Source organism: Terrabacter sp. 05T424 (genome assembly GCF_056396225.1).
Genome location: NZ_JBFTLB010000008.1, coordinates 118,437 through 138,383, shown reverse-complemented (window position 1 = coordinate 138,383; position 19,947 = coordinate 118,437). Strand labels below are relative to the sequence as shown.

Annotated in this window: 23 protein-coding genes; 9 read left to right on the top strand and 14 right to left on the bottom strand. The window is 71.0% G+C overall.

Annotated elements, in window-relative coordinates; translation table 11 throughout:
- Positions 1 to 25: 25 nt before the first annotated feature.
- The gene (radA, locus tag AC1DE0_RS17185) at positions 26 to 1,441 is read right to left on the bottom strand and encodes a DNA repair protein RadA (RefSeq protein ID WP_478102833.1); all 1,416 of its coding nucleotides are present in this window, start codon (positions 1,439 to 1,441) and stop codon (positions 26 to 28) included.
- A gap of 71 nt (positions 1,442 to 1,512) precedes the next feature.
- Here radA and AC1DE0_RS17180 point away from each other — a divergent pair, with 71 nt between their 5' ends.
- The gene (locus tag AC1DE0_RS17180) at positions 1,513 to 1,716 is read left to right on the top strand and encodes a hypothetical protein (RefSeq protein ID WP_478102830.1); all 204 of its coding nucleotides are present in this window, start codon (positions 1,513 to 1,515) and stop codon (positions 1,714 to 1,716) included.
- 205 nt (positions 1,717 to 1,921) lie between these two features.
- Positions 1,922 to 2,251 carry a histone-like nucleoid-structuring protein Lsr2 gene (locus AC1DE0_RS17175; protein ID WP_478102824.1) on the top strand — a complete coding sequence of 110 codons (330 nt, stop codon included), beginning with the start codon at positions 1,922 to 1,924 and terminating at the stop codon, positions 2,249 to 2,251.
- Positions 2,252 to 2,339: 88 nt separating this feature from the next.
- Here the strand turns inward: AC1DE0_RS17175 and ligD (AC1DE0_RS17170) are convergent, their stop codons facing one another.
- Both ligD (AC1DE0_RS17170) and ligD (AC1DE0_RS17165) read right to left on the bottom strand, forming a co-directional pair.
- Positions 2,340 to 3,227 (bottom strand): non-homologous end-joining DNA ligase, encoded by an 888-nt coding sequence (gene ligD / locus AC1DE0_RS17170; RefSeq protein WP_478102822.1) that lies wholly within the window; start codon positions 3,225 to 3,227, stop codon positions 2,340 to 2,342.
- Positions 3,227 to 4,174 (bottom strand): non-homologous end-joining DNA ligase, encoded by a 948-nt coding sequence (gene ligD, locus AC1DE0_RS17165; RefSeq protein WP_478102819.1) that lies wholly within the window; start codon positions 4,172 to 4,174, stop codon positions 3,227 to 3,229. Before ligD (AC1DE0_RS17165) ends, ligD (AC1DE0_RS17170) begins: the two co-directional genes overlap by 1 nt.
- An 18-nt stretch (positions 4,175 to 4,192) precedes the next feature.
- On the opposite strand from ligD (AC1DE0_RS17165), the gene ku reads away from it, so the two are divergent.
- From ku to AC1DE0_RS17150, 3 genes are all read left to right on the top strand, one after another.
- Positions 4,193 to 5,152, top strand: a complete 960-nt coding sequence (gene ku / locus AC1DE0_RS17160) for a non-homologous end joining protein Ku (protein ID WP_478102817.1) — start codon at positions 4,193 to 4,195, stop codon at positions 5,150 to 5,152.
- Between the two features lie 64 nt (positions 5,153 to 5,216).
- Positions 5,217 to 6,443, top strand: a complete 1,227-nt coding sequence (locus AC1DE0_RS17155) for an acetyl-CoA hydrolase/transferase family protein (protein ID WP_478102815.1) — start codon at positions 5,217 to 5,219, stop codon at positions 6,441 to 6,443.
- A gap of 74 nt (positions 6,444 to 6,517) precedes the next feature.
- The gene (locus tag AC1DE0_RS17150) at positions 6,518 to 7,258 is read left to right on the top strand and encodes an SDR family oxidoreductase (RefSeq protein ID WP_478102813.1); all 741 of its coding nucleotides are present in this window, start codon (positions 6,518 to 6,520) and stop codon (positions 7,256 to 7,258) included.
- Positions 7,259 to 7,274: 16 nt separating this feature from the next.
- Here AC1DE0_RS17150 and AC1DE0_RS17145 read toward each other — a convergent pair whose 3' ends face one another.
- From AC1DE0_RS17145 to AC1DE0_RS17130, 4 genes are read right to left on the bottom strand one after another with little or no spacing between them, the layout of a single operon-like run.
- Positions 7,275 to 8,051 carry an SDR family NAD(P)-dependent oxidoreductase gene (locus AC1DE0_RS17145; protein ID WP_478102812.1) on the bottom strand — a complete coding sequence of 259 codons (777 nt, stop codon included), beginning with the start codon at positions 8,049 to 8,051 and terminating at the stop codon, positions 7,275 to 7,277.
- Positions 8,052 to 8,085: 34 nt separating this feature from the next.
- Positions 8,086 to 9,075, bottom strand: a complete 990-nt coding sequence (locus tag AC1DE0_RS17140) for a transketolase family protein (RefSeq protein ID WP_478102810.1) — start codon at positions 9,073 to 9,075, stop codon at positions 8,086 to 8,088.
- Entirely contained in the window at positions 9,072 to 9,971 is a 900-nt protein-coding gene (locus tag AC1DE0_RS17135) for a transketolase (protein WP_478102808.1), read from the bottom strand. The genes AC1DE0_RS17140 and AC1DE0_RS17135 overlap by 4 nt, the downstream gene beginning before the upstream one ends.
- Positions 9,968 to 11,365, bottom strand: a complete 1,398-nt coding sequence (locus tag AC1DE0_RS17130; RefSeq protein ID WP_478102806.1) for an MFS transporter — start codon at positions 11,363 to 11,365, stop codon at positions 9,968 to 9,970. Before AC1DE0_RS17130 ends, AC1DE0_RS17135 begins: the two co-directional genes overlap by 4 nt.
- A gap of 158 nt (positions 11,366 to 11,523) precedes the next feature.
- Here AC1DE0_RS17130 and AC1DE0_RS17125 point away from each other — a divergent pair, with 158 nt between their 5' ends.
- A complete protein-coding gene (locus AC1DE0_RS17125) occupies positions 11,524 to 12,168 on the top strand; it encodes a GntR family transcriptional regulator (protein ID WP_478102804.1) in 645 nt (214 codons plus the stop codon).
- Between the two features lie 41 nt (positions 12,169 to 12,209).
- Here the strand turns inward: AC1DE0_RS17125 and AC1DE0_RS17120 are convergent, their stop codons facing one another.
- The 5 genes from AC1DE0_RS17120 to AC1DE0_RS17100 form a co-directional block, all read right to left on the bottom strand.
- Positions 12,210 to 13,007 carry a sugar phosphate isomerase/epimerase family protein gene (locus tag AC1DE0_RS17120; protein ID WP_478102802.1) on the bottom strand — a complete coding sequence of 266 codons (798 nt, stop codon included), beginning with the start codon at positions 13,005 to 13,007 and terminating at the stop codon, positions 12,210 to 12,212.
- 49 nt (positions 13,008 to 13,056) lie between these two features.
- Positions 13,057 to 13,986 (bottom strand): Ppx/GppA phosphatase family protein, encoded by a 930-nt coding sequence (locus AC1DE0_RS17115; RefSeq protein ID WP_478102800.1) that lies wholly within the window; start codon positions 13,984 to 13,986, stop codon positions 13,057 to 13,059.
- A gap of 167 nt (positions 13,987 to 14,153) precedes the next feature.
- A complete protein-coding gene (locus AC1DE0_RS17110) occupies positions 14,154 to 14,888 on the bottom strand; it encodes an ABC transporter permease (protein ID WP_478102797.1) in 735 nt (244 codons plus the stop codon).
- Positions 14,885 to 15,664, bottom strand: coding sequence for an ABC transporter ATP-binding protein (locus tag AC1DE0_RS17105; protein ID WP_478102794.1), 780 nt, complete (start codon positions 15,662 to 15,664; stop codon positions 14,885 to 14,887). The genes AC1DE0_RS17110 and AC1DE0_RS17105 overlap by 4 nt, the downstream gene beginning before the upstream one ends.
- A gap of 10 nt (positions 15,665 to 15,674) precedes the next feature.
- Entirely contained in the window at positions 15,675 to 16,289 is a 615-nt protein-coding gene (locus AC1DE0_RS17100) for a TetR/AcrR family transcriptional regulator (RefSeq protein WP_478102790.1), read from the bottom strand.
- 138 nt (positions 16,290 to 16,427) lie between these two features.
- Between AC1DE0_RS17100 and AC1DE0_RS17095 the strand changes: the two genes are divergently transcribed.
- Entirely contained in the window at positions 16,428 to 16,787 is a 360-nt protein-coding gene (locus AC1DE0_RS17095) for an SPW repeat protein (RefSeq protein ID WP_478102788.1), read from the top strand.
- Positions 16,788 to 16,837: 50 nt separating this feature from the next.
- Here AC1DE0_RS17095 and AC1DE0_RS17090 read toward each other — a convergent pair whose 3' ends face one another.
- Complete coding sequence (locus AC1DE0_RS17090; RefSeq protein WP_478102786.1) at positions 16,838 to 17,356, bottom strand: ankyrin repeat domain-containing protein; 519 nt, start codon at positions 17,354 to 17,356, stop codon at positions 16,838 to 16,840.
- A gap of 87 nt (positions 17,357 to 17,443) precedes the next feature.
- Entirely contained in the window at positions 17,444 to 18,142 is a 699-nt protein-coding gene (locus AC1DE0_RS17085) for a MurR/RpiR family transcriptional regulator (protein ID WP_478102784.1), read from the bottom strand.
- Between the two features lie 195 nt (positions 18,143 to 18,337).
- On the opposite strand from AC1DE0_RS17085, the gene AC1DE0_RS17080 reads away from it, so the two are divergent.
- Positions 18,338 to 19,138, top strand: coding sequence for a DUF3109 family protein (locus AC1DE0_RS17080; RefSeq protein ID WP_478102780.1), 801 nt, complete (start codon positions 18,338 to 18,340; stop codon positions 19,136 to 19,138).
- Positions 19,135 to 19,833, top strand: a complete 699-nt coding sequence (locus AC1DE0_RS17075; protein WP_478102777.1) for a class I SAM-dependent methyltransferase — start codon at positions 19,135 to 19,137, stop codon at positions 19,831 to 19,833. The genes AC1DE0_RS17080 and AC1DE0_RS17075 overlap by 4 nt, the downstream gene beginning before the upstream one ends.
- Positions 19,834 to 19,947 lie beyond the last annotated feature (114 nt).

The window sequence follows — 19,947 nt, the reverse complement described above, 5'->3', positions numbered from 1 at the left end:
AGCGTCCACCTCGGTCGGTCGCAGTCTAGACGGTGCCGACGGCTGGTGCCGTCGATGGTCGGCCACCGGCGAGGCGGCCCATCGCCTCGATGGCCCTCGCGACGTCGGAGACCTCGACCGCACGGATGCCCTCGGGCACCGACGAGTCGGCGAGACTGCCCGCCGGCACGAGGGCGTGGCGGAACCCGAGCCGCGCTGCCTCGGCCAGGCGGCGGTCGAGACCGGTGACGCGACGCACCTCTCCCGCAAGCCCGACCTCACCGAAGGCGACCACGTCGGTGGCCAACGGCTGGTCGACGACCGAGGACGCGAGGGCGCAGACGATGGCGAGGTCGGCGGCCGGCTCGGTGATGCGCACCCCGCCGACGGTGGCCGCGAAGATGTCGCGCGAGCCGACGGGGGCGCCGGCGCGCTTGTCGAGGACGGCGATCACCATCGCGAGCCGCGACGAGTCGAGGCCGCTCGAGGTGCGCCGCGGCGACGGCAGCGTGGACGGGGCGACGAGCGCCTGGACCTCGGCGACCAGAGGCCGTCGGCCCTCGAGCGTCACGGTGACGCACGTGCCGGGCACGGCATGGTCGCGGGTGGACAGGAACAGGCCGCTGGGATCGGGCAGGCCGGTGATGCCGACGTCGGACAGGTCGAAGCAACCGACCTCGTCGGTGGGACCGAAGCGGTTCTTCACGGCGCGCACGAGCCGCAGGCGCGAGTGACGGTCGCCCTCGAACTGGATGACGACGTCGACGAGGTGCTCGAGCACCCGCGGCCCGGCGATCGAGCCGTCCTTGGTGACGTGACCCACGAGCAGCACAGCCACCCCGCGCGACTTCGCCGCCTGGATGAGGCTGCCGGCCACCTCGCGCACCTGCGAGACGTTGCCGGCCTGGCCCTCGACGTCGGCGCTTGCGATGGTCTGCACCGAGTCGACGACGAGCAGCGCCGGCGACCTGGACTCGATGTGGCCGAGCACCGTGGCGAGGTCGGTCTCTGCAGCGAGGTAGAGCGAGTCGGCCATCGCCGAGATGCGCTCGGCGCGGGTGCGGACCTGGGCGGCGGACTCCTCACCGCTGACGTAGAGGACGTCGGCGCCGGCACGGGCCGTGCGCGCGGCGACGTCGAGCAGCAGCGTCGACTTGCCGACACCGGGCTCGCCAGCGACGAGCACGACCCCACCCGGCACCAGACCGCCGCCGAGCACGCGGTCGAACTCGGCGACGCCCGTGGGCCGGGCGGCGGCGCGTGTCACGTCGACGTCGGCGATGCGCTGGGCCGGCGTGACCACCGAGGCCGCCGTGGTGCGCGCAGCAGTGGCCGCGCCCGTCTCTGCGACGGAGCCCCAGGCCTGGCACTCGCCGCACCGTCCGACCCACTTGACGGTGGTCCACCCGCACTCACCGCAGCGGAATCCGGGGGTGCGCCGGGTCGTCGTCCTGGTAGCCATGGCATGACCGTACGGGCCGGGTGGGACAGCGGCGGCCAGGGCGGGCCGCGGCACATGAGAAAATGGCGTACATGGAATCGGTTCTGCCCTATGTGCTCGCCATCGTCCCGACGATCGGCATGGGCACGCTCTTCTACTTCGTGATCAAGAGCATCCTCGAGGGCGACCGTCGCGAGCGGTTGGCGCAGGCCCGCTGGGAAGCCGCGCACGACCGCGCTTCCGCTGACGATTCCACCGGCGACCCCGCTCAGGGCAGCTCGTCGAGCGGACACTGAAAGACGCGAGCAAAGGTCGGGGAAGCGTCACTCCCGCGCAATTCGCCGCACATCGGCCGTGGCGAAGATCCGTAAACCGACAGTCGCTGCGTTGAATGCGTATAGAGGAAATGCATTCAGACGCGATTACCTGTAAATTGATCCTGCCGCGGGTCATGTATTCGCGGCTTTCCCCTCCCAGACCGACAACTTCAGATGGAGAAACATGGCTCAGCGTGTCGAAGTGGTGTTGATCGATGACATCGACGGCGGAAACGCCGAAGAGACCGTCACCTTCGCCCTTGATGGTGTGACCTACGAGATCGACCTGTCCGACAAGAACGCCAAGAAGCTGCGCGACGACCTCGCAACCTGGACCGGTCACGCGCGTCGGGCCGGTGCTGCCAAGGCCTCCACGCGCCGCCGCGCGGCCGGCTCCGCGAAGCGCACCGACCTCACCGCGGTCCGCGAGTGGGCGCGCGCCAACGGGCACACGGTCTCCGACCGTGGCCGTATCTCGGCCGAGATCCAGTCCGCCTACGACAAGGCGCACTGACGAGCAGTCCCGAACCAAGGGCCCGGCATCCGCACGGATGCCGGGCCCTTCGTCGTGCGCGCCGCCTCGGGCCGTGCGGCCCTGGGCACTAGCGAGCGATCTCGGCCGCCAGGTCGCCGTCGCGGGCCACCCGGTCGAGCACCTCGTCGGCCGTCACCTGGACGAGGTCGTCGCCGCCCGATGCMCCGGCCTCGATCTCGTCCCACGACCTCGGCGCCGCCACGGTGGGCTGGTCGCGACCGCGCAGGGAGTACGGGCACACGGTCGTCTTGGCCGCGACGTTCTGGCTCCAGTCGAGGAAGATCTTGCCGGGCCGCAGCTCCTTCGCCATCTTCCACACGATGAGGTCGGGGTGCTGCTTCGTCAGCTCCTTGGCGAGCTGCTGCACGGTGTCGCGGATCTGGTCGCTCGTGTACGCCCCCGGCAGGACGGCATACAGCTGGAGTCCCTTGCTACCACTGGTGACCGGCACCGTGTCGAGGCCGATGCCGCTCAGCCGCTCGCGCACGATGAGGGCCACACGGGCGCACTCGTGCAGCCCCGTGCCAGGCCCGGGGTCGAGGTCGATGACGAGCCGGTCGGGCCCGAGGGGCACGGCGTCGCGCCCGTCGCCCTCGTAGCGCCACTGCGGCACGTGCAGCTCGAGCGAGTTGAGGTTCGCGAAGAAGGTCAGGCCGGCGAGGTCGTCGATGAAGGGGAAGACGGGGTCACGCCCGGCGCGCCGGATCCACGCCGGCGTGCCGGACGGGATGTTCTTCTCGAAGAACTGCATGTCACCGACCCCGTGCGGGAAGCGGATTCGCGTGACGGCACGGTCGCGCAGGTGCGGCAGGATGACCGGCGCGATGCGCGCGTAGTAGTCGATGACCTGGGCCTTGGTGGTGCCGGCCTTGGGGTACATGACCTTCTCGAGGCTCGACAGCTTCATCCGTCGGCCGTCGACCTCGACGGTCACCTTGGGCGCCTCGTAGGGCATCACTCACCGTCCCCGTGGTCGTCGACGTCACCGGGGGTGAGGTCGCTGCGCAAGCCCTTGTATGCCGGCTGGCGCAGTCGGCCCTGCCCGCTCAGTCCCAGCGACTGCACGTCGGCGACGAGGACGGGATGCACCCAGGTCGCGCCGGCGCGGTCCTCGGCCGGGACGTCTGTGGCAAAAGGGGATTCGACCGCCGTCAGCTCGTCGAGATCGCGCATCAGCGCCTGCCCCGTCTTGCCCGCCAGCCCCGAACCGACGCGGCCGAGGTAGCGCAGGCCGCCGGGACCTGGCACACCGACGAGCACTGCGCCGAGCCGCCGGGAGACGGTGCCGGTGGACTCGGGCCGCCACCCGCCGATGACGACCGAGACGGTGCCCCGGTGCGGGGACTTGAGCCAGTAGGGCGACCGCAGCCCGGGGACGTAGGTGGAGTCGACCCGTTTGGACACGATGCCCTCGAGCCCCTGCTCCTTCGTCGCTGCGTGCAGCGTGGCGCCGTCGGAGAAGGTCGGAGGCGTCTGCCAGCGGGCGTGCGCGAGCTCGAGACGTTCGAGCGTCGAGCGGCGGTCGGTCCAGGTGCGGCTCAGCAGCTCGACCCCGTAGAGGCGCAGCAGGTCGAAGGTCATCAACGTCACCGGGGACTGCTCGGCGAGCAGCGCGGCCCGGCGCGCGTCGGTGACGTGGAAGCGCTCGGCCATCGCGGCGAAGGACGGGATGCCGTCGCGCATCGACACGATCTCGCCGTCGAGCAGCATGTCGGCGTACTCGTTCGCGAGCCCCCGCAGCTCGGGAAACGCCACCGTGACGTCCCGTTCGGTGCGGGTGAACAGGCGCATCTCACCGTCGCGCACGTCGGCCAGGACGCGCATGCCGTCCCACTTGACCTCGTGCTGCCAGCGGTCGTCGGCCGGAATGGTCGACGCGGGCGTCGCGAGCATGGGGCGCATGGGTGCATTCTTGTTCTCATGCGAGCCATCTGGAAAGGCGCCGTGTCGTTCGGCCTGGTCAATGTGCCGGTCCGACTCTTTTCGGCCACCGAGAACCACGACGTACAGTTCCGCCAGGTCCACGAGAAGGACGGCGGCCGCATCAAGTACCAACGCGTCTGCTCGATCGACGGCGAGGAGGTGCCCTACTCCGACATCGCCAAGGGATACGAGGCGGCCGACGGCCAGATGGTCGTGCTGACCGACGAGGACCTCAAGAGCCTTCCGTCGAGGTCGTCGAAGGAGATCTCGATCGAGAAGTTCGTGCCGTCGGAGCAGATCGACCCGCTCCTTTTCGACAAGAGCTACTACCTCGAGCCCGACAAGACCGGCCTCAAGCCCTATGTGCTGCTGCGCGATGCCCTGGAGAAGGCCGACCGGATGGCCCTCGTCACCGTGTCGGTGCGCACCCGCATGACGCTCGCCGTGCTGCGCGTGCGCGACGGCGTCATCGTGCTGCAGACGCTGCTGTGGGCCGACGAGGTGCGCACGCCGGAGTTCGAGTCGCTCTCGGAGGACACCCACGCGACGGCCAAGGAGCTCGCGATGGCCTCCTCCCTCGTCGACTCGCTGTCGGGCGACTACGAGCCGGACGAGTTCGAGGACGACTACTCCGACGCCGTCACCCAGCTCGTCGCGACGAAGATCGAGGGAGGCGACATCACCGAGATGCCCGAGGCGAAGGGCGAGGAGACCGAGGTCGTCGACCTGCTGGCTGCGCTGCAGCGCAGCGTCGACAAGGCCAAGGCCGCCAAGTCGGGTGGCGCGTCCACGAGCGCCTCCGACGACGACGCCGACGCCAACGACTCGAAGAAACCGGCGACGAAGACGGCGGAAAAGACCGCGACCAAGAAGACGGCGACGAAGAAGACCACCACGAAGAAGACCACTGCGAAGAAGTCGACGACGAAGAAGGCGGCCACGAAGAAGGCCAGCTGAGCGACGTTGGTCACGCCGGCGGCATACGCACGCCCTGCGGTGGCGCCTGCGCGAGGATGAGAACGTGCGAACGGCGACGATCGACGAGCTCACCCGACGGCTCGGGACCCTGCCCACCAACCCTCGCGTCGTCGTCAGCGGCAACATGGCGGTGCCGTGGGAGGCGGTGCGCGCGCTCGACGCGGCGCAGCCCTCCTACGTGCTGCATGCGCTCAACGCGCCGGCCGGGCTGCCCGACCGCGAGGGCGTGACCGTCGAGACCTGCTTCGTCGGCCCCGGCATGCGGCGACACCCGCACCTGCGCTACGTCCCCTCGCGGCTGTCGCTCGTGCCGCTGCTCTACGCACGGGCCCTGCCACCGGACGCGGTGCTGCTCCACTGCGCCCCGCCGCGCGACGGTCAGGTGAGCCTCGGGCTCGAGGTCAACGTGCTGCCGGCCGCGATCGAGGCCTGCCGGGCGAGGGGCGGTCTCGTCGTGGCCGTCGTCAACCCGCGGATGCCGTTCACCTTCGGCGACGCCCAGGTGCCGCTCGACCACGTCGACCTGCTGGTCGAGGTCGATGCCGAGCTGGCCTCGCACGCCCCCTCGGAGCCCGACCCCGAGAGCCGGCTCATCGGCGAGCGCGTCGCGGCCCGCGTGGCTGACGGGGCCACGATGCAGCTCGGCATCGGCGCCGTGCCCGACGCGACGCTCGCCGCCCTGACCACACGACGCGGCATCCGCGTGTGGAGCGAGATGTTCTCCGACGGCGTGCTCGCGCTCGACGCGGCGGGGGCCCTCGACCCCGACCACCCGCTCGTCACCTCGTTCGCCTTCGGCTCGACCGACCTCTACGCGTGGCTCGACGGCAACGAGCGCGTGCGGATGCTGCGCACCGAGAAGACGAACGACCCAGGGCTCATCGCCCAGCAGCGCCAGATGACGTCGGTCAACACGGCGCTCGAGGTCGACCTCTTCGGGCAGGCCAACGCCTCACGCATCAACGCGCGCATCCACTCCGGCTTCGGCGGCCAGACCGACTTCATCGTCGGCGCGCTGCACTCCCCCGGTGGCCAGTCGTTCATCGCGCTGCGCTCGTGGCACCCGAAGGCCGACGTCTCCACCATCGTGCCGCTGCTCGACGAGCCGGTGACGAGCTTCCAGCAGAGCGCCATCGTCACCGAGCACGGCTGCGCGCCGCTCTGGGGCCGCAGCGAGCGCGAGCAGTGCCGCGACATCATCGAGGAGTGCGCGCACCCGCGGGTGCGCGACGACCTGTGGGAGGAGGCCGCGGGTCTCGGCCTCGCCTGAGCGCCAAGGCGTCCGAGGGCGTATGCCGTCGGGTGCGTCGAGCGCGACCCGCGACTGCTCGTAGGGTGGCGAGCATGAGCGAGAACCCCCGTCCCGTTCGACCCGTGGCCGTCGTGACCGGCGGGACCCGAGGCATCGGTCTGGCGGTCGCCGAGGACCTCGCCGAGACCCATCACGTCGTGGTCGGCGGCCGCAGTGCCGAGTCGGTCGCAGCCGTGGTCGACCGGCTGCCCTCAGCGGAGGGTTTCGTCGCCGACCTCGCCGACTGTTCCGCGGGCGGCTCGCTCGAGACGGCCCTCGTCGCGCTCGTCCCGAGGCTCGACCGGGTCGACGTGCTGGTGCACTCAGCCGGCGTGCTGCGCAACGGCACGGTGGCCGACGCTCCGGTGTCGCACTGGGCCGAGTCGCTCACGGTGAACGTCACCGCTGTCGCAGTCGTGACGAAGGCGTTGCTGCCGGCACTGCGGGCCGCCGAGGGACGCGTCGTGGCGATCAACTCCGGCTCCGGTTTCACCAGCACTCCTGGCGGTGGCGCCTACGCCGCGTCGAAGTTCGCCCTGCGAGCCTTCACCGACGCTCTGCGCGAGGAGGAACGCGAGCACGGTGTCCGCGTCACCTCGCTGCACCCCGGCCGGGTCGACACCGACATGCAGCGCGAGCTCGTCGAGTTCGAGGGCGCGGACTACGACGCGAGCGCCTACCTCGACGTCGCCTCGGTCGTCCGGGCTGCACGCCTCGCCATCGACGCCGGCCCGGACGCGAGCATCGACATGGTCTCCGTGCGGCCTCGCGGGTGGCGTCCCTCTCCCGGCTGATCTGGCGCCTGATCACTCAGGCGACATAGCTGCCGCCGTTGATGCTTTGGGTGCTGCCGGTGATGTAGGCGGAGTCCTCGCACGACAGCCAGACGAACAGGGCGGCGATCTCGTCCGGCCGGGCCTGACGCCCCAGCGGCACGGCGGCCGCGAGCGCCCGCTCGGTGTCGTCGTCGCTGCCGACGCGGATCTCGGTGTCGACCACGCCGGGAGCGACGGCGTTGACGGTGATGCCGTGCTCCGCGAGCTCGCGCGCCATCCCCCGGGTCAGGCCGAGGACGCCTGCCTTGGCTGCGGCATACGACGTCTTCGAGAAGACTCCACCCCCGTGCTGTGCCGTCACGGACGACATGTTGACGACCCGGCCGTAGCCACCCTCGATCATCTGCGGCACGAACGCCTGGCTGAGCAGGAACGGCCCGGTCAGGTTGACGGCCATGACCCGCTCCCACTCCTCGAGGGAGAGCTGGAGGAACGACGCCGGGCTGGGGATGCCGGCGATGTTGCACAGCGCCCCGACCGGCGGGAGTTCCGACGCCGCGACGGCATCGGCGACGCTGCGGATGCCGTCCGGGTCCGTCACGTCGAGCACGAACGCGGCGACCTGCGCACCCGGCACCTGCTCGCGGACGGCAGTCGCCGCCTGCTCGAGGCCGTCCGCATTGACGTCGATCATGGCCACCGCCCAGCCCTCGCGGGCGAAGCGAGCCGCCGTGTGGAAGCCGATCCCCTTCAGGGAGGACGCTCCGGTGACAACCGCCGTGCGGGTGCCGATGCCTGTGTTGAAGCCCATGGGTCGTGTTCCTTGCTTCCGTGAGAGTGGCTGGTCAGCGGAGGGCGTCGAGCACGCGGGCGACGACAGAGTCGGTCGACAGGCCGTACTTGTCGTGCAGCGTGGGCAACGCCCCTGCGTCGAGGAACTCGTCGGGCAGGGCGATCGGGCGGACGTGTCGGGCCACCCCCCGGCGGACGAGCGCACCCGCGACCGCCTCGAAGAGACCCCCGACGACGGTGTGGTTCTCAGCGGTGAAGGCGGGGCGGTCGGTGTCGAGCTGCGCGACGACGGTGTCCTCGTCGAACGGCTTGAGCGTGGCGCAGTGAACGACCGACAGCTCGATGCCGTGCTGCTCCGAGAGCTTCTCGGCGGCGAGCAGCGCCCGCATCGTCATGAGTCCGGAGGAGACGATGACCGCGTCGTCCCCCGGACGCACGACCCTGGCCTTGCCGACCTCGAACGAGTAGTCGTAGCGGTCGAGGATGCGGGGGACCTGCCCTCGCAGGAGCCGGGTGTACGTGGGCCCCTCGATCGCGGCGGCGGCCGGGACGATGGCCTCCACGTCGACGGCATCGGCGGGGTCGAAGATCGTGAGGTCCGGCATGCCGCGCAGGATCGCGACGTCCTCGGTTGCCTGGTGCGAGGGGCCGTAGCCGGTCGTCAACCCTGGGAGCGCGGCAACGATGTTGACATTGAGCCGCGGCTCGGCAGCGTCGAGGCACAGGAAGTCATAGGCGCGCCTCGTCGCGAACACCGAGTACGTGGTCGCGAACGGGACGAGTCCCACGGCGGCCATGCCCGCGGCGGCGCCGACCATGAGCTGTTCGGCCATGCCCATCTCGAAGTAGCGGTCGGGATGGGCCGCCGCGAAGACGTGCATGTCGGTGTACTTCGAGAGGTCCGCAGTCAGGCCCACGACCCTCTGGTCCTCGGCGGCCAGGGCCGCCAGCGCGTGGCCGAAGGGTGCCGCGGTCGTGGGGACGCCGGGGTCGGCGATCGATGCGATCATGGCCGCCGAACGCTTGACGGTGGTGGTGGTCATCGTCGTGCCTTTCCGTGCTCGTGTCCGTCGGTCAGCTGTGCCTTGGCGACCGGCCACTCCTCGGCGGCCACGCGGAGGAAGTGGAGCTTCTCCTTGGCCTCGAGCAGGGACACGCCCTTCGCGAGGCGGGTGTCGCAGAGGATGACCTTCGGGCGACCGTGTGCTGCGGCGGTGGTCGTTGCCCGATCGAGCGCGGTCAGGACGGCCTCGAGATCGTTTCCGTCCACGCGCTGGGCGTCCCAGCCGAAGGAAACCCACCGGTCCTCCTGCGTGTCGAGGCGCAGGACGTCCTCGGTCCGGCCGTCGGCCTGGAGTCCGTTGAGGTCGACGAGGGCGATGAGGTTGCCGAGATCCCAGTGGGTCGCCGACATGGCCGCCTCCCAGGTCGATCCCTCGTTGAGCTCCCCGTCGGACAGCAGGTTGAAGACGAGCTGACCTCCGCGGCCCTGGAGCCGCAGGCCGAGGGCCATCCCGACCGCCTGGCCCAGGCCGTGGCCGAGAGAGCCGCCGGAGATCTCCATGCCGGGTGTGTAGGTCTTCATGCCCGACATCGGCAGCCGGGACCCGTCTGCGGCGTACGTCAGCAGCTCGGCCCGCGGGATGACCCCGGCGACCGCAAGGGCTGAGTAGGACGCGAGCGCGTAGTGCCCGATGGACAGGAGGAACCGGTCACGGCCGTCCCACTCGGGGTCGTCCGGGCGGTGGCGGAGCGTGTCGCAGTAGACCGCCGCCAGGACGTCGGCGATGCCGAGGGCCTGCCCGACGTACCCCTCTCCCTGGGCCTCGCCCTGCTCGAGGACCCCCATGCGGATCTCGTACGCGGAGTCGGCCACGCGGGCGAGTCGGTCGGCGTCGATCCGGTCGACGGGCGTCTGGGCGCGCGCCATGGTGCTCATGAGTTCACCACCTGTGCGGGAGAGGGACGGCCGGGGGTGATGTCGGTGCGGGACTGGTCGACGGGCGTGGCCGCGGTGATCCGTTCGGCCTCCTGCCGCTCCTGCGGCCCCCACGTCTCGCGGGTGACCAGGGTGGTCCCGAAGCCGATGACCGAGTAGGCCAGGAAGAGCAGAGCCGGACCCAGCCAGCCGAAGCGCAGGTAGAGCAGCGTCGTCAGGAACGGCGTGACTCCGGAGACCATGGCCGAGATCTGGTAGGCCAGCGATGCACCGGATGACCGCGTGTTGGCCTGGAAGAGCTCGGGGAACCAGGCCCCCTGAGCGCCGGCCAGTGCGTTCTGGCTGATGGTGTAGCTGACGACGATCGTGACGACCACGGCGAGGAACAGTCCCGTGTTGACGAGCAGGAACATCGGGACGGCCCAGGCGGCGTTGAACAGCGTCACCCAGAGGTAGAGCGGCCGGCGGCCGATCCGGTCGGTGAGGGCGGCCCACCCGGTGGTCGCGAAGATGCCGATGCCGGAGGCGATGCACAGGGCGACGATCGTCTCGGTCGAGCTGGCGATCTTGGAGGTGTGGAGGTAGCTGATCATGTAGGTGATGGCGATGGCATATCCGGCGGTCTCGGCGATGCGCAGGCCGATGCCGCGGAGGATGTTGCGCCAGTCGTCCCTGATGACCTGCGCGATTGGGTTCTTCACGAGCGCGCCCGACTCCTTGACCTCCTCGAACACCGGGGACTCCGGGACCTTCGCGCGGATGATCAGCCCGACGATGACCAGGGCGGCGCTGAGCAGGAACGGCACGCGCCAGGCCCAGTCGCCCGGCAGCTTCACGGAGACGAGGAAGGCGAGGTTGGCCAGCAGCAGCCCGACCGGGAAGCCGGACTGGACGAAGCCGGTGAACTTGCCGCGCTTGAGCCACGGCGAGTGCTCGTACGTCATGAGGATCGCGCCGCCCCACTCCGCACCGTAGGCAAGGCCCTGGATGATCCGGATGGCGACGAGCAGCGCTGGGGCGAGCGCTCCGACCTGCGCGTGCGTCGGGAGGGCGCCGATGAGGACGGTGGCCAGACCCATGACGATCAGGGAGACGACGAGGACGGGCTTGCGGCCGACCCGGTCGCCGAGGTGCCCGCCGATGATGCCGCCGAGCGGCCGGGCCACGAAGCCGACGCCGAGCGTGGCGAACGAGGCCAGGGTGCCCATCAGCGGGTCGGCGCTCGGGAAGAACACGGTGCCGAAGTAGAGGGCCGCGGCGGTCCCGAACCCGATGAAGTCGTAGGCCTCGATGACGGCTCCGGCCGTGGAGCCGAACGCTACTCGCGTCTGGTCTCCGGTCCCGTGAACCGGTCCCCGCATCCGTAGGGCGGACGTCTCTGGCGTGCTGGCCATGTCCGGTGCTCCTTCGTCTGTGCCGCACTCCAGTGTGCGACGCTGGTGTCGATTGTTAACAGTTAACAGTCGACAGTCAAGAGTTGATCCAAAATTCGTGGCGGGTGACAATGCGTCCACGCGGCCGACGTTCCATGAGAGGCAGATGAGACATGGCCATGGGTATCGTCAACCGCACCTTGCGTGAGCAGGTGCTCGAGCAGCTGCGCAGAGCGATCCTGGGCGGCGCCTTCGCGCCCGGAGAGAAGCTTGCGGAGGTCGAGCTCGCCGCCGAGTTCGGTGTGAGTCGCGGCACCGTCCGAGAGGCCCTGCGGACCCTCCACAACAGTGGCCTGCTGGAGGGGTCCGAGCGCAGCAGCCTGCACGTGCGCAGACTCAGCCCCCGTCAGGTGACCGAGCTCTACGAGGTCCGCGCCGCGTTGGAGGGGCAGGCCATCGCGATCATCCTGCGGGCAGCCGATGCGGCGGCCAAAACGGACGAGCTGGAGAAGCTGCTCCCCGAGGGCGCACCGGGCATGACCTATGCGGAGCGCTTCGAGCTCGACCTCGGGTTCCACGAGGCGCTCTGCCGACTGTCCGGCAACGAGACGCTCCTGACGATGTGGACGAGCATCAAGGACCTCATGCGGATCTCGGTTCTCGCCCAGCCCGAGGAGGTCTCCGGCTCGCTCATGGCGAAGAGTCACCACCAACCCATCATCGACGCCATGCGCACCGGAGAGCCCGACCGCGCCCGCGTCGTGCTGTCGGCCCACATGGCAGCCGCTGCGAACGCCTGGGGCCTCGAGGCCACCGATCACTAGGCCGTCGGGGTCGGTCTGCGGCCAGGACCTGCGGGCCCGCGTCAGATGCGGCTGGACCCCCGCGTGGGCATGAGCGCCAGGCGGGCGAAGGCGAGTGAGGCCGCGAGGTCGACCTCGCGCTGCTCGCGGTCACCCTTGCGGGTCGAGACCTCCACGACGACATCTCCGGTCCAGGCGGTGTCGGCGAGGTGCTCGAGCACCTCGGCGCACGGTTGGGTGCCACGGCCGGGCACGAGGTGCTCGTCGAGGAACGACCCGAGCCCGTCGGCCAGGTGCAGGTGAGCCAGCCGGGAGCCCAGTCGCTGCGCCATCTCCAGGGCGTCTGAGCCGGCGGTCGCCGTGTGCGACAGGTCGAGCGTCACGTTGTCGTAGGGCTGGTCGACAGGGTCCCAGTGCGGGAGGTAGGCCATGACCTCACGGCGCGCCGTGCGCCACGGGTACATGTTCTCGACGGCGAGCGTGATGCCGTGGTCGTGCTCGCGAAGGGCGATCCCGTCGACGAACCCGGCGGCATACTCCTTCTGCCAGCGGAACGGGGGGTGCAGCACGACCGTGCTCGCGCCGACCTCGAGGGCGAGCTCGATCGACCGGTCGACCTTCCCCCACGGGTCGGCGCCCCAGACGCGCTGGGTCAGCAGGAGCGTCGGTGCGTGGATCGAGACGACGGGCAGCCCGTGCAGCTCGGACAGGGCGCGCAGGGCGCCGGCCTCCTGGGTCACCGGGTCGGTCCAGACCATCACCTCGATCGCGTCGTAGCCGAGCCGCGCGGCGGTCGCGAAGGCGGTGGCCGCGTTGTCGGGGTAGAGCGAGGCGGTCGACAGGCCGACCCGGATCGTCATGCGGCCATTGTCCGACACGGCGTCCGGGCGGCCGCACGCCGGTGCCACGTCACGAGGTCAGGTGGTCGAGCCTCCGGAGGATGAGCCCCTCACGCAGGGCCCACGGGCAGATGTCGAGGCGCTCGACCTGGAGCAGGTCGAGCGCGGCCTCGGCCACCAGGGCTCCGGCATACAGCTGGTGCGCGCGCCCCTCGGAGACGCCCGGCAGCTGCGCGCGAGCGACGGAGTCGAGGCCGGCGAGCCGCTGGACGATCCCGCGAAGGTCGTTGCGCGACAATGTCCTCGGCACGAACGGGCCATCGTCGCGGGGCGCGGCACCCGCGATGCGCGCGAGCGACCGCATCGTCTTGGACGTGCCCACGGCACGGTCAGGGACCCCGGAAGCCAGCAGTGGGCGTACGCGCTCGGCGAGGCTGGCGCGCACGTGGGCGCGGACCTCCCGGGCGGCGGACTCGGTGGGAGGGTCGCCCGGCAGGCGCTCGCGGGTCAAGCGTCCCGCGCCAAGGGGCAGGCTGAAGGCGACATCGGGCTCCTCGTCGAGGCCGCCCGCGAGCTCGAGCGAACCGCCCCCGATGTCGACGACGAGCAGGCGACCGCTCGACCAGCCGAACCAGCGGCGCACCGCGAGGAAGGTCATCCGCGCCTCGTCCGTGCCGCTGAGGGCCTCGAGCTCGACACCGGTCTCGTGGCGCACCCGGTCGATGACGGCCTCGCCGTTGGGCGACTCGCGCAACGCGGACGTGGCGAAGGCGAACAGGTCGCTGACCCCCTGGTCCTCGGCGACGACGAGGCACTCGCGGATGAACGAGACGAGGCGGTCGGCGGTGGCCTCGCCGACGCGCCCGTCGGGGTCGAGGCTCTCGGCAAGGCGCAGCTCGGTCTTGTGCGAGAACGCCGGCAGCGGCTGCGCGCCGGGGTGCGCGTCGACGACGAGCAGGTGGACCGAGTTGGACCCGATGTCGATGACGCCAAGGCGCATGGCCCGACCCTATCGTCCGGCCCTTCGGCACTCCCGCGCCGCCGTGGGCCGCTGACCGCCGCTTCCACCCGGCTCGAACGCGGCGTTCGGTGGCGAACTGCGTGTTATACCGGCGCGTTCGCCATCGAAGGCCGCGCTCGGCACGTGAGGGTGGGGCCCGTATGCCGTCAGGCGGAGCGGCGACTGAGGGTAAGCGAGCCGAGGGCCAGGGCCCCGGCGATGAAGGCCGCGATGATGCCGAGGTCGGTGAGCACGGTGGTGACCGGGTCGGGGTTGCGGGCGATCTCCTTCATCGCGTCGACGGCATACGACAGCGGCAGCACGTTGGAGATCCACTCGAGAACGGTCGGCAGCTCGTCGCGCGCGATGAGCAGGCCGCACAGCAGGAACTGCGGCAGCAGGAAGGCGGGCATGAACTGCACCGCCTGGAACTCGGTGCGGGCGAAGCCGCTGGCGAGCAGGCCGAGGGCGGTGCCGAGCACGGCGTCGAAGACCGCCACGACGATGAGCAGCCAGAGTGGACCCGCGACCTGGAGGTCACAGACCCAGACGGCGAATCCCGTTGCCACGAGAGCCTGCACGACGGCGAGCGCGCCGAAGGCCGCGGCATAGCCAAGCATGAAGTCGCCCTTGCCCATGGGGGTCGTGAGCAGTCGCTCGAGCGTGCCCGACTGCCGCTCGCGGAGCGTCGCCACGGAGGTGACGATGAACATGACGACCATTGGGAAGACGCCGAGCAGGGCGGGACCGATGGCATCGAAGACGGGGGTGCCGTTGTAGATCCAGGCGAGCAGGCCGAGCAGGACGCACGGGACGACGATGATGAGCGCGATGGTGCGGTGGTCGGTGCGGACCTGGCGCAGGACGCGTCCGGAGGTGGCGGTGGTGAGGCCGGGGTTCACGATGCGCTCCTGTCGGAGGGGGCCGAGGCGGCGCCGGTGCGGGCGGCCTCGGCGTCGATGAGGGCGAGGAAGGCGGCGTCGGCGTCGGCCGCGCCCGTGCGGGCCAGCAGCTCGTCGGGCGTGACGTCGGCGAGCACCTGCCCCTCGCGCAGCAGCACCAGCCGGTCGCAGCGAGTGGCCTCGTCCATGACGTGACTCGAGACCACGAGCGAGTGCCCCCGCTCGGCGAGGTGACGGAAGAGCGCCCAGAGGTCTCGACGCAGCACCGGGTCGAGGCCCACGGTCGGCTCGTCGAGGACGAGGAGGGTGGGTCGGCCGACGAGCGCCGCCGCGAGGGAGACCCGCGACTCCTGACCGCCCGAGAGGTCCTGCACCAGCTGTTCGGCGTGCGACTCGAGGTCGACCTCGGCGAGCGTGCGGTCGACGGCGTCGCGCAGCTCCTGGCCGCGCAGGCCCACCGCGCGCCCGAAGTAGGCGACGTTGTCGCGGACGGTGAGGTCGGCGTAGACGCTGGGACTCTGGGTGACGTAGCCGACCTCGTCGCGGAGCACGGGTGATCCGGCCGGGTGGCCGAGCACGGTGACGGTGCCGGCCTCGATGACCTGCACGCCGACGATGCACCTCATCAGGGTGGACTTGCCCGAGCCCGAAGGCCCCAGGAGCCCGACGACCTGGCCGGACGGGATCTCGAGGTCCAGCCGAGGGATCACGCGGCGCTTGCCGCGGATGACCTGCAGACCGCTCACGGCCACTGCCGGTCCACTGTTATTCATCATGTGATGAAATCTACTCCGCTCCAGGCCCGCTGTCCACGAGATGGTGCTGGAGAACCGGTCCGATGCGTTCGACGAGCTGCTCGCGGGTCGCCTCGGCGAGTGCCGGGACCTTGATCACGTAGCGCGCGACGACGAGACCGATCATCTGGGAGGCCGCGAGCGCCCCGCGCAGCTGCGGGTCGGCCACCCCGGTCGATGCCGCGACGCGGCCGAAGACCTCGCGACCGAGGAACTCACGCAGCATCCGGGCCGCCTCCTCGCTCGTCATGCTCGACCGGACCAGGGCGATGAGCGCGTCCCGTCGCTCGGGCGGCTCCCACACCCCGAGGAACGTCTCGACGATGCGCCAGCCCAGTCGGTCGACGTCGCCGGCCGTGATGCGCTCGATCAGCTCGGTCGGGTTGACGGGCACGTCGAGGGTCTCGGCGAACAGCGCCGCCTTGCCGTCGAAGTAGTGGTGCACGAGAGCCGGGTCGACGCCCGCCTCGCGGGCGATGCCGCGCAGGCTGGTCTTGTCGTATCCCTTGGCGGCAAAGGACGTTCGCGCCGCATGGAGGATCGCCGAGCGGGTGTCCTCACCGCCGGGCCTCCGCCCTCGCGCCCGCACGGCGTCGCGCGTCGTCATGAGGACACCGTATGCCGCCACAGTCGTCACCGGGTGCACCTCGGACCCGTTGACCGGCCGTCCGCGGCGTCCGACAATCGAGGTGTCCGGTCCGCCACAAGGATCGACGGACCCACGTGAAAGAGGGTCGATGCGACCATGAACCGATGGACGCATCCGCAGGATGCCTTGCCGCTCGTCGCGGGCATCTACGCAGCGTTGTCACCCATCTGGACGACAACCACCACCCGGGCCACCACGACGATGATCGTCCTCGGCGCCATCGCGGCGCTCGCGGCGGTCGCCGAGCTGGTGCGGCCCGACCTGATCCCGCTCGAGGGCCTCACGGCCCTGATCGGCGTGGCGTTCATCGTCGCGCCGTGGGTCATGGGGTTCAGCGGCACTCGTCCGATGGCGTGGACGGCCTGGATCGTCGGCGCCGTCACGTTCCTCGTCGGTGCCGCCGACCTCCAGGTGACCCGCATGCACCACCGCGACAGCACCGCCGCGTCGCACTGACCGTGTGCGGGGCCCGGGTCGGACCATCAGCTCCGGCCCGGGCAAACCGTTCAGGCGTCAGGGTGCTCGTCGGGCAGCGTCACCGGCTCGAGCACACGCTCGGCAGCGGCGGCTCGCGCCCAGCGGGCCCACTCCATAGGTCGTGTGCGGTGCTCGTGGTCCCGTGCCTCCGGGTCGGCGCCCGCCTCGAGGAGGGCGCTCACGAGCTCGACGTCGTCCATGAAGGCGGCCTGGTGCAGCGCCGTGCGTCCGCCCCGTCGCGCGTCGACGTCGGCACCTGCGGCGACGGCGGCCCGCACGGCATCAGGCGTCGCCGCCAGGTGGATGTCCGTCGGCCCGTCGCTCGCGGACCCGTCACTCACGGGCTCGTCCGGCACGAGGCCGTGCTCGGCGAGCAGGGCCAGCCGGTGCCGGAAGCCGTGCTGCCGCGCCCAGCCGACCTGCCGCCCGACCATCTCGTCGATCGTCTCGGCGGGCTCGCCCGTTCGTCGCGCCCACACCTCCGACGCCGGGTGCCCGAGGCCGCGGGCGAGGAGGATCTCGAGGTGGCTGTCGTCGCGGTTGAACATCCGGTTGTAGAGCGCCTGCCGGTCGTCCGGGTCGGCGCCGCGCTCGAGGAGCAGCTCGGCGAGTGGCCGCCACTGCGGGTGCCGCGGCTAGCGCGACGGACCCGCCTCTCCCTCGCCGAAGACGCCCGTCAACGCCGTGAACGCCGTCGGCAGCCCCTGCCAGAGGTAGCCGGAGTCGGGGTCGGCCCCCGCGTCGAGAAGGACGCGCGCCGTCGCGACGGGGTCGTGCTGCGGCATCCGGGAGTAGACGACGTAGAGCAGCGGGACCCACCGGAACGGGCCGCCGTCGCGGTCCACCGCCGACGGGTCGGCCCGTAGGTGCCGTAGCACCGCCTCGGCATCGCCCGCGACTGCGGCGACGACGATGCTGCGGTCCACGAGGGCAGGGCTGTCCGCGAGGAGGTCTGCAGCCCGTGCCCATCGCGCCGGCTCGTCCCGATCGGTGCAGGTCAGACACGCGAGCGCGGCTATTGCAGAAGCCGTTTCGGCTCCGCCGGACACGTCCTCTGGCGTCGAGTCGAGGGCCGCCCGGTCCCGGCTCAGGGGCTCGGCCGCGCGGAGGTAGGCGCGCAGCCCCGGCCAGCTCGCCAGCCCGTACGCGCGCGCGACGACGAGCTGCGCGTCGCCCAGGGCGAAGGTGGCGGGGTCGGACGGCGCGCCCTCGGGATGGTGCCTGGCGGCATACGCCAAGGCCGTGGGGTCGGCGGAGCGCACAGCGCGCTGCAGCCGCCTCGCATCGCGTCGGAACCGCTCGAGGTCGGGGTTGCCGGGCAGGGACAGGGCCATGACGGCCTCCTCTCGTCGTACCCGCTGTGCGCTGGTCGGGCCGAAAGGAGGTCGGACCGCAGACGTCGTGCCACCAGGGAGGCTGAGCCCCTTCCCGCGCACCGGTGGCGACCTGGACGCCCCGACCAGCGTAGGGGCTTCCACCACGTGGGCGCCTCCCACGCGTCGCGAACCTTTGCGGCATAAGGTGTGCCGGTGGCTGAAGCACCTCTGGACCTCCCTCGCGTCTGGGTCGAGTTCACCGACCCCGCCGACGCGAACCAGCGCTACCGCTGCGACCTGACGTGGCTGACGAGCAGCTGGACGTGCATCTTCGGCAGCGGCTGCCACGGCATCTACGCCGGCCGCCCCGACGACGGGTGCTGCACCCTCGGCGCCCACTTCACCGAGAAGGACGACTGGAAACGCGTCGCCAAGGCCGTCGACGAGCTCGGTGAGGACGAGTGGGAGTACCACGCCGTCGGCACGGCCACCGGCAGCAAGGACGACTGGACCGAGAAGGAGGACGGCGCGCGCAAGACGAAGGTCGTCGACGGCGCCTGCATCTTCCTCAACCGTCCGGGCTTCCCCGCCGGGGCCGGCTGCGCGCTGCACCAGCACGCGGTCCTCACCGGGGTCGAGCCGCACACCCTCAAGCCCGACGTGTGCTGGCAGCTGCCGATCCGCCGCACCTTCCGCACCGTCGAGCTGCCTGACGACTCGAGCTACCTCGAGGTGACGATCACAGAGTACGACCGCCGCGGCTGGGGACCCGGTGGCCACGACCTCGACTGGTACTGCTCGGGCAACCCCGAGGCCCACGTGGGTCGCGAGCCGGTCTACCGCTCCAACGCGCCCGAGCTCACCGAGCTGATGGGCCCGCTCGCCTACGCCGAGCTGGCCATCCGAGCCGAGGCGCACCTGGCGCAGGTCAAGGCCGTCCGCGCGCGGGGCGTGCGCAAGCTGCTGCCGCTGCTCGTGCACCCCGCCACGATCGAGGCGCAGCGGAACACATGAGCGACGAGTCCGGGATCATCCCCTCCCCCAACATCTGGGAGACGCCTGACGTCTACGAGGTCGAGAACCGCGGCGTCGACCGCGACCACGTCATCGAGGACGCGATGCGCTCGGTGCTCGACTGGGCCGGTCTCGACGTCGTCGACATCGGCTGCGGCACCGGCTTCCACCTGCCGTTCTTCGCCACGACGGCCCGGTCCGTCACCGGCGTCGAGCCGCACCCACCCTTGGCCGCCCTTGCCGCACAACGCGTCTCGGGTATGCCGTCCATATCGGTCCGTGAGGAGGGCGCGGCTGCGATCGGCGTGCCCGACGCGTCGTTCGACGTCGCGCACGCCCGGTGGTCCTACTTCTTCGGGCCGGGCTCAGAGCCGGGCCTCGCCGAGCTCAACCGCGTCATGCGCCCCGGCGGAGCGGCGTTCGTCATCGACAACGACGCGACGCGGTCGACGTTCGGCACGTGGTTCCGGCGCGCGCTGCCGTCCTACGACCCGCGCGCCGTCGAGCGGTTCTGGGAGCGCCAGGGCTGGCAGCGCGAACGCCTCAGCATCCGGTGGGACTTCGACTCGCGTGAGGACTTCGAAGCCGTCGTCGGCATCGAGTTCGCGCCGGAGCACGCCGACCTCATCCTCGCCGAGCACCCCGACGCGACGGGCGTCGACTACGCCGTCAACCTCTGGCACCGCCGCTTCTGACCCGTCGAGAGGCCAAAGTTCGCCGCCCCTGACCCGTCGAGGGGCCAAAGTTCGCCGCCCCTGACCCGTCGAGAGGCCAGAGTTCGCCGCCTCCCGCACGTCGAGAGGCCACTC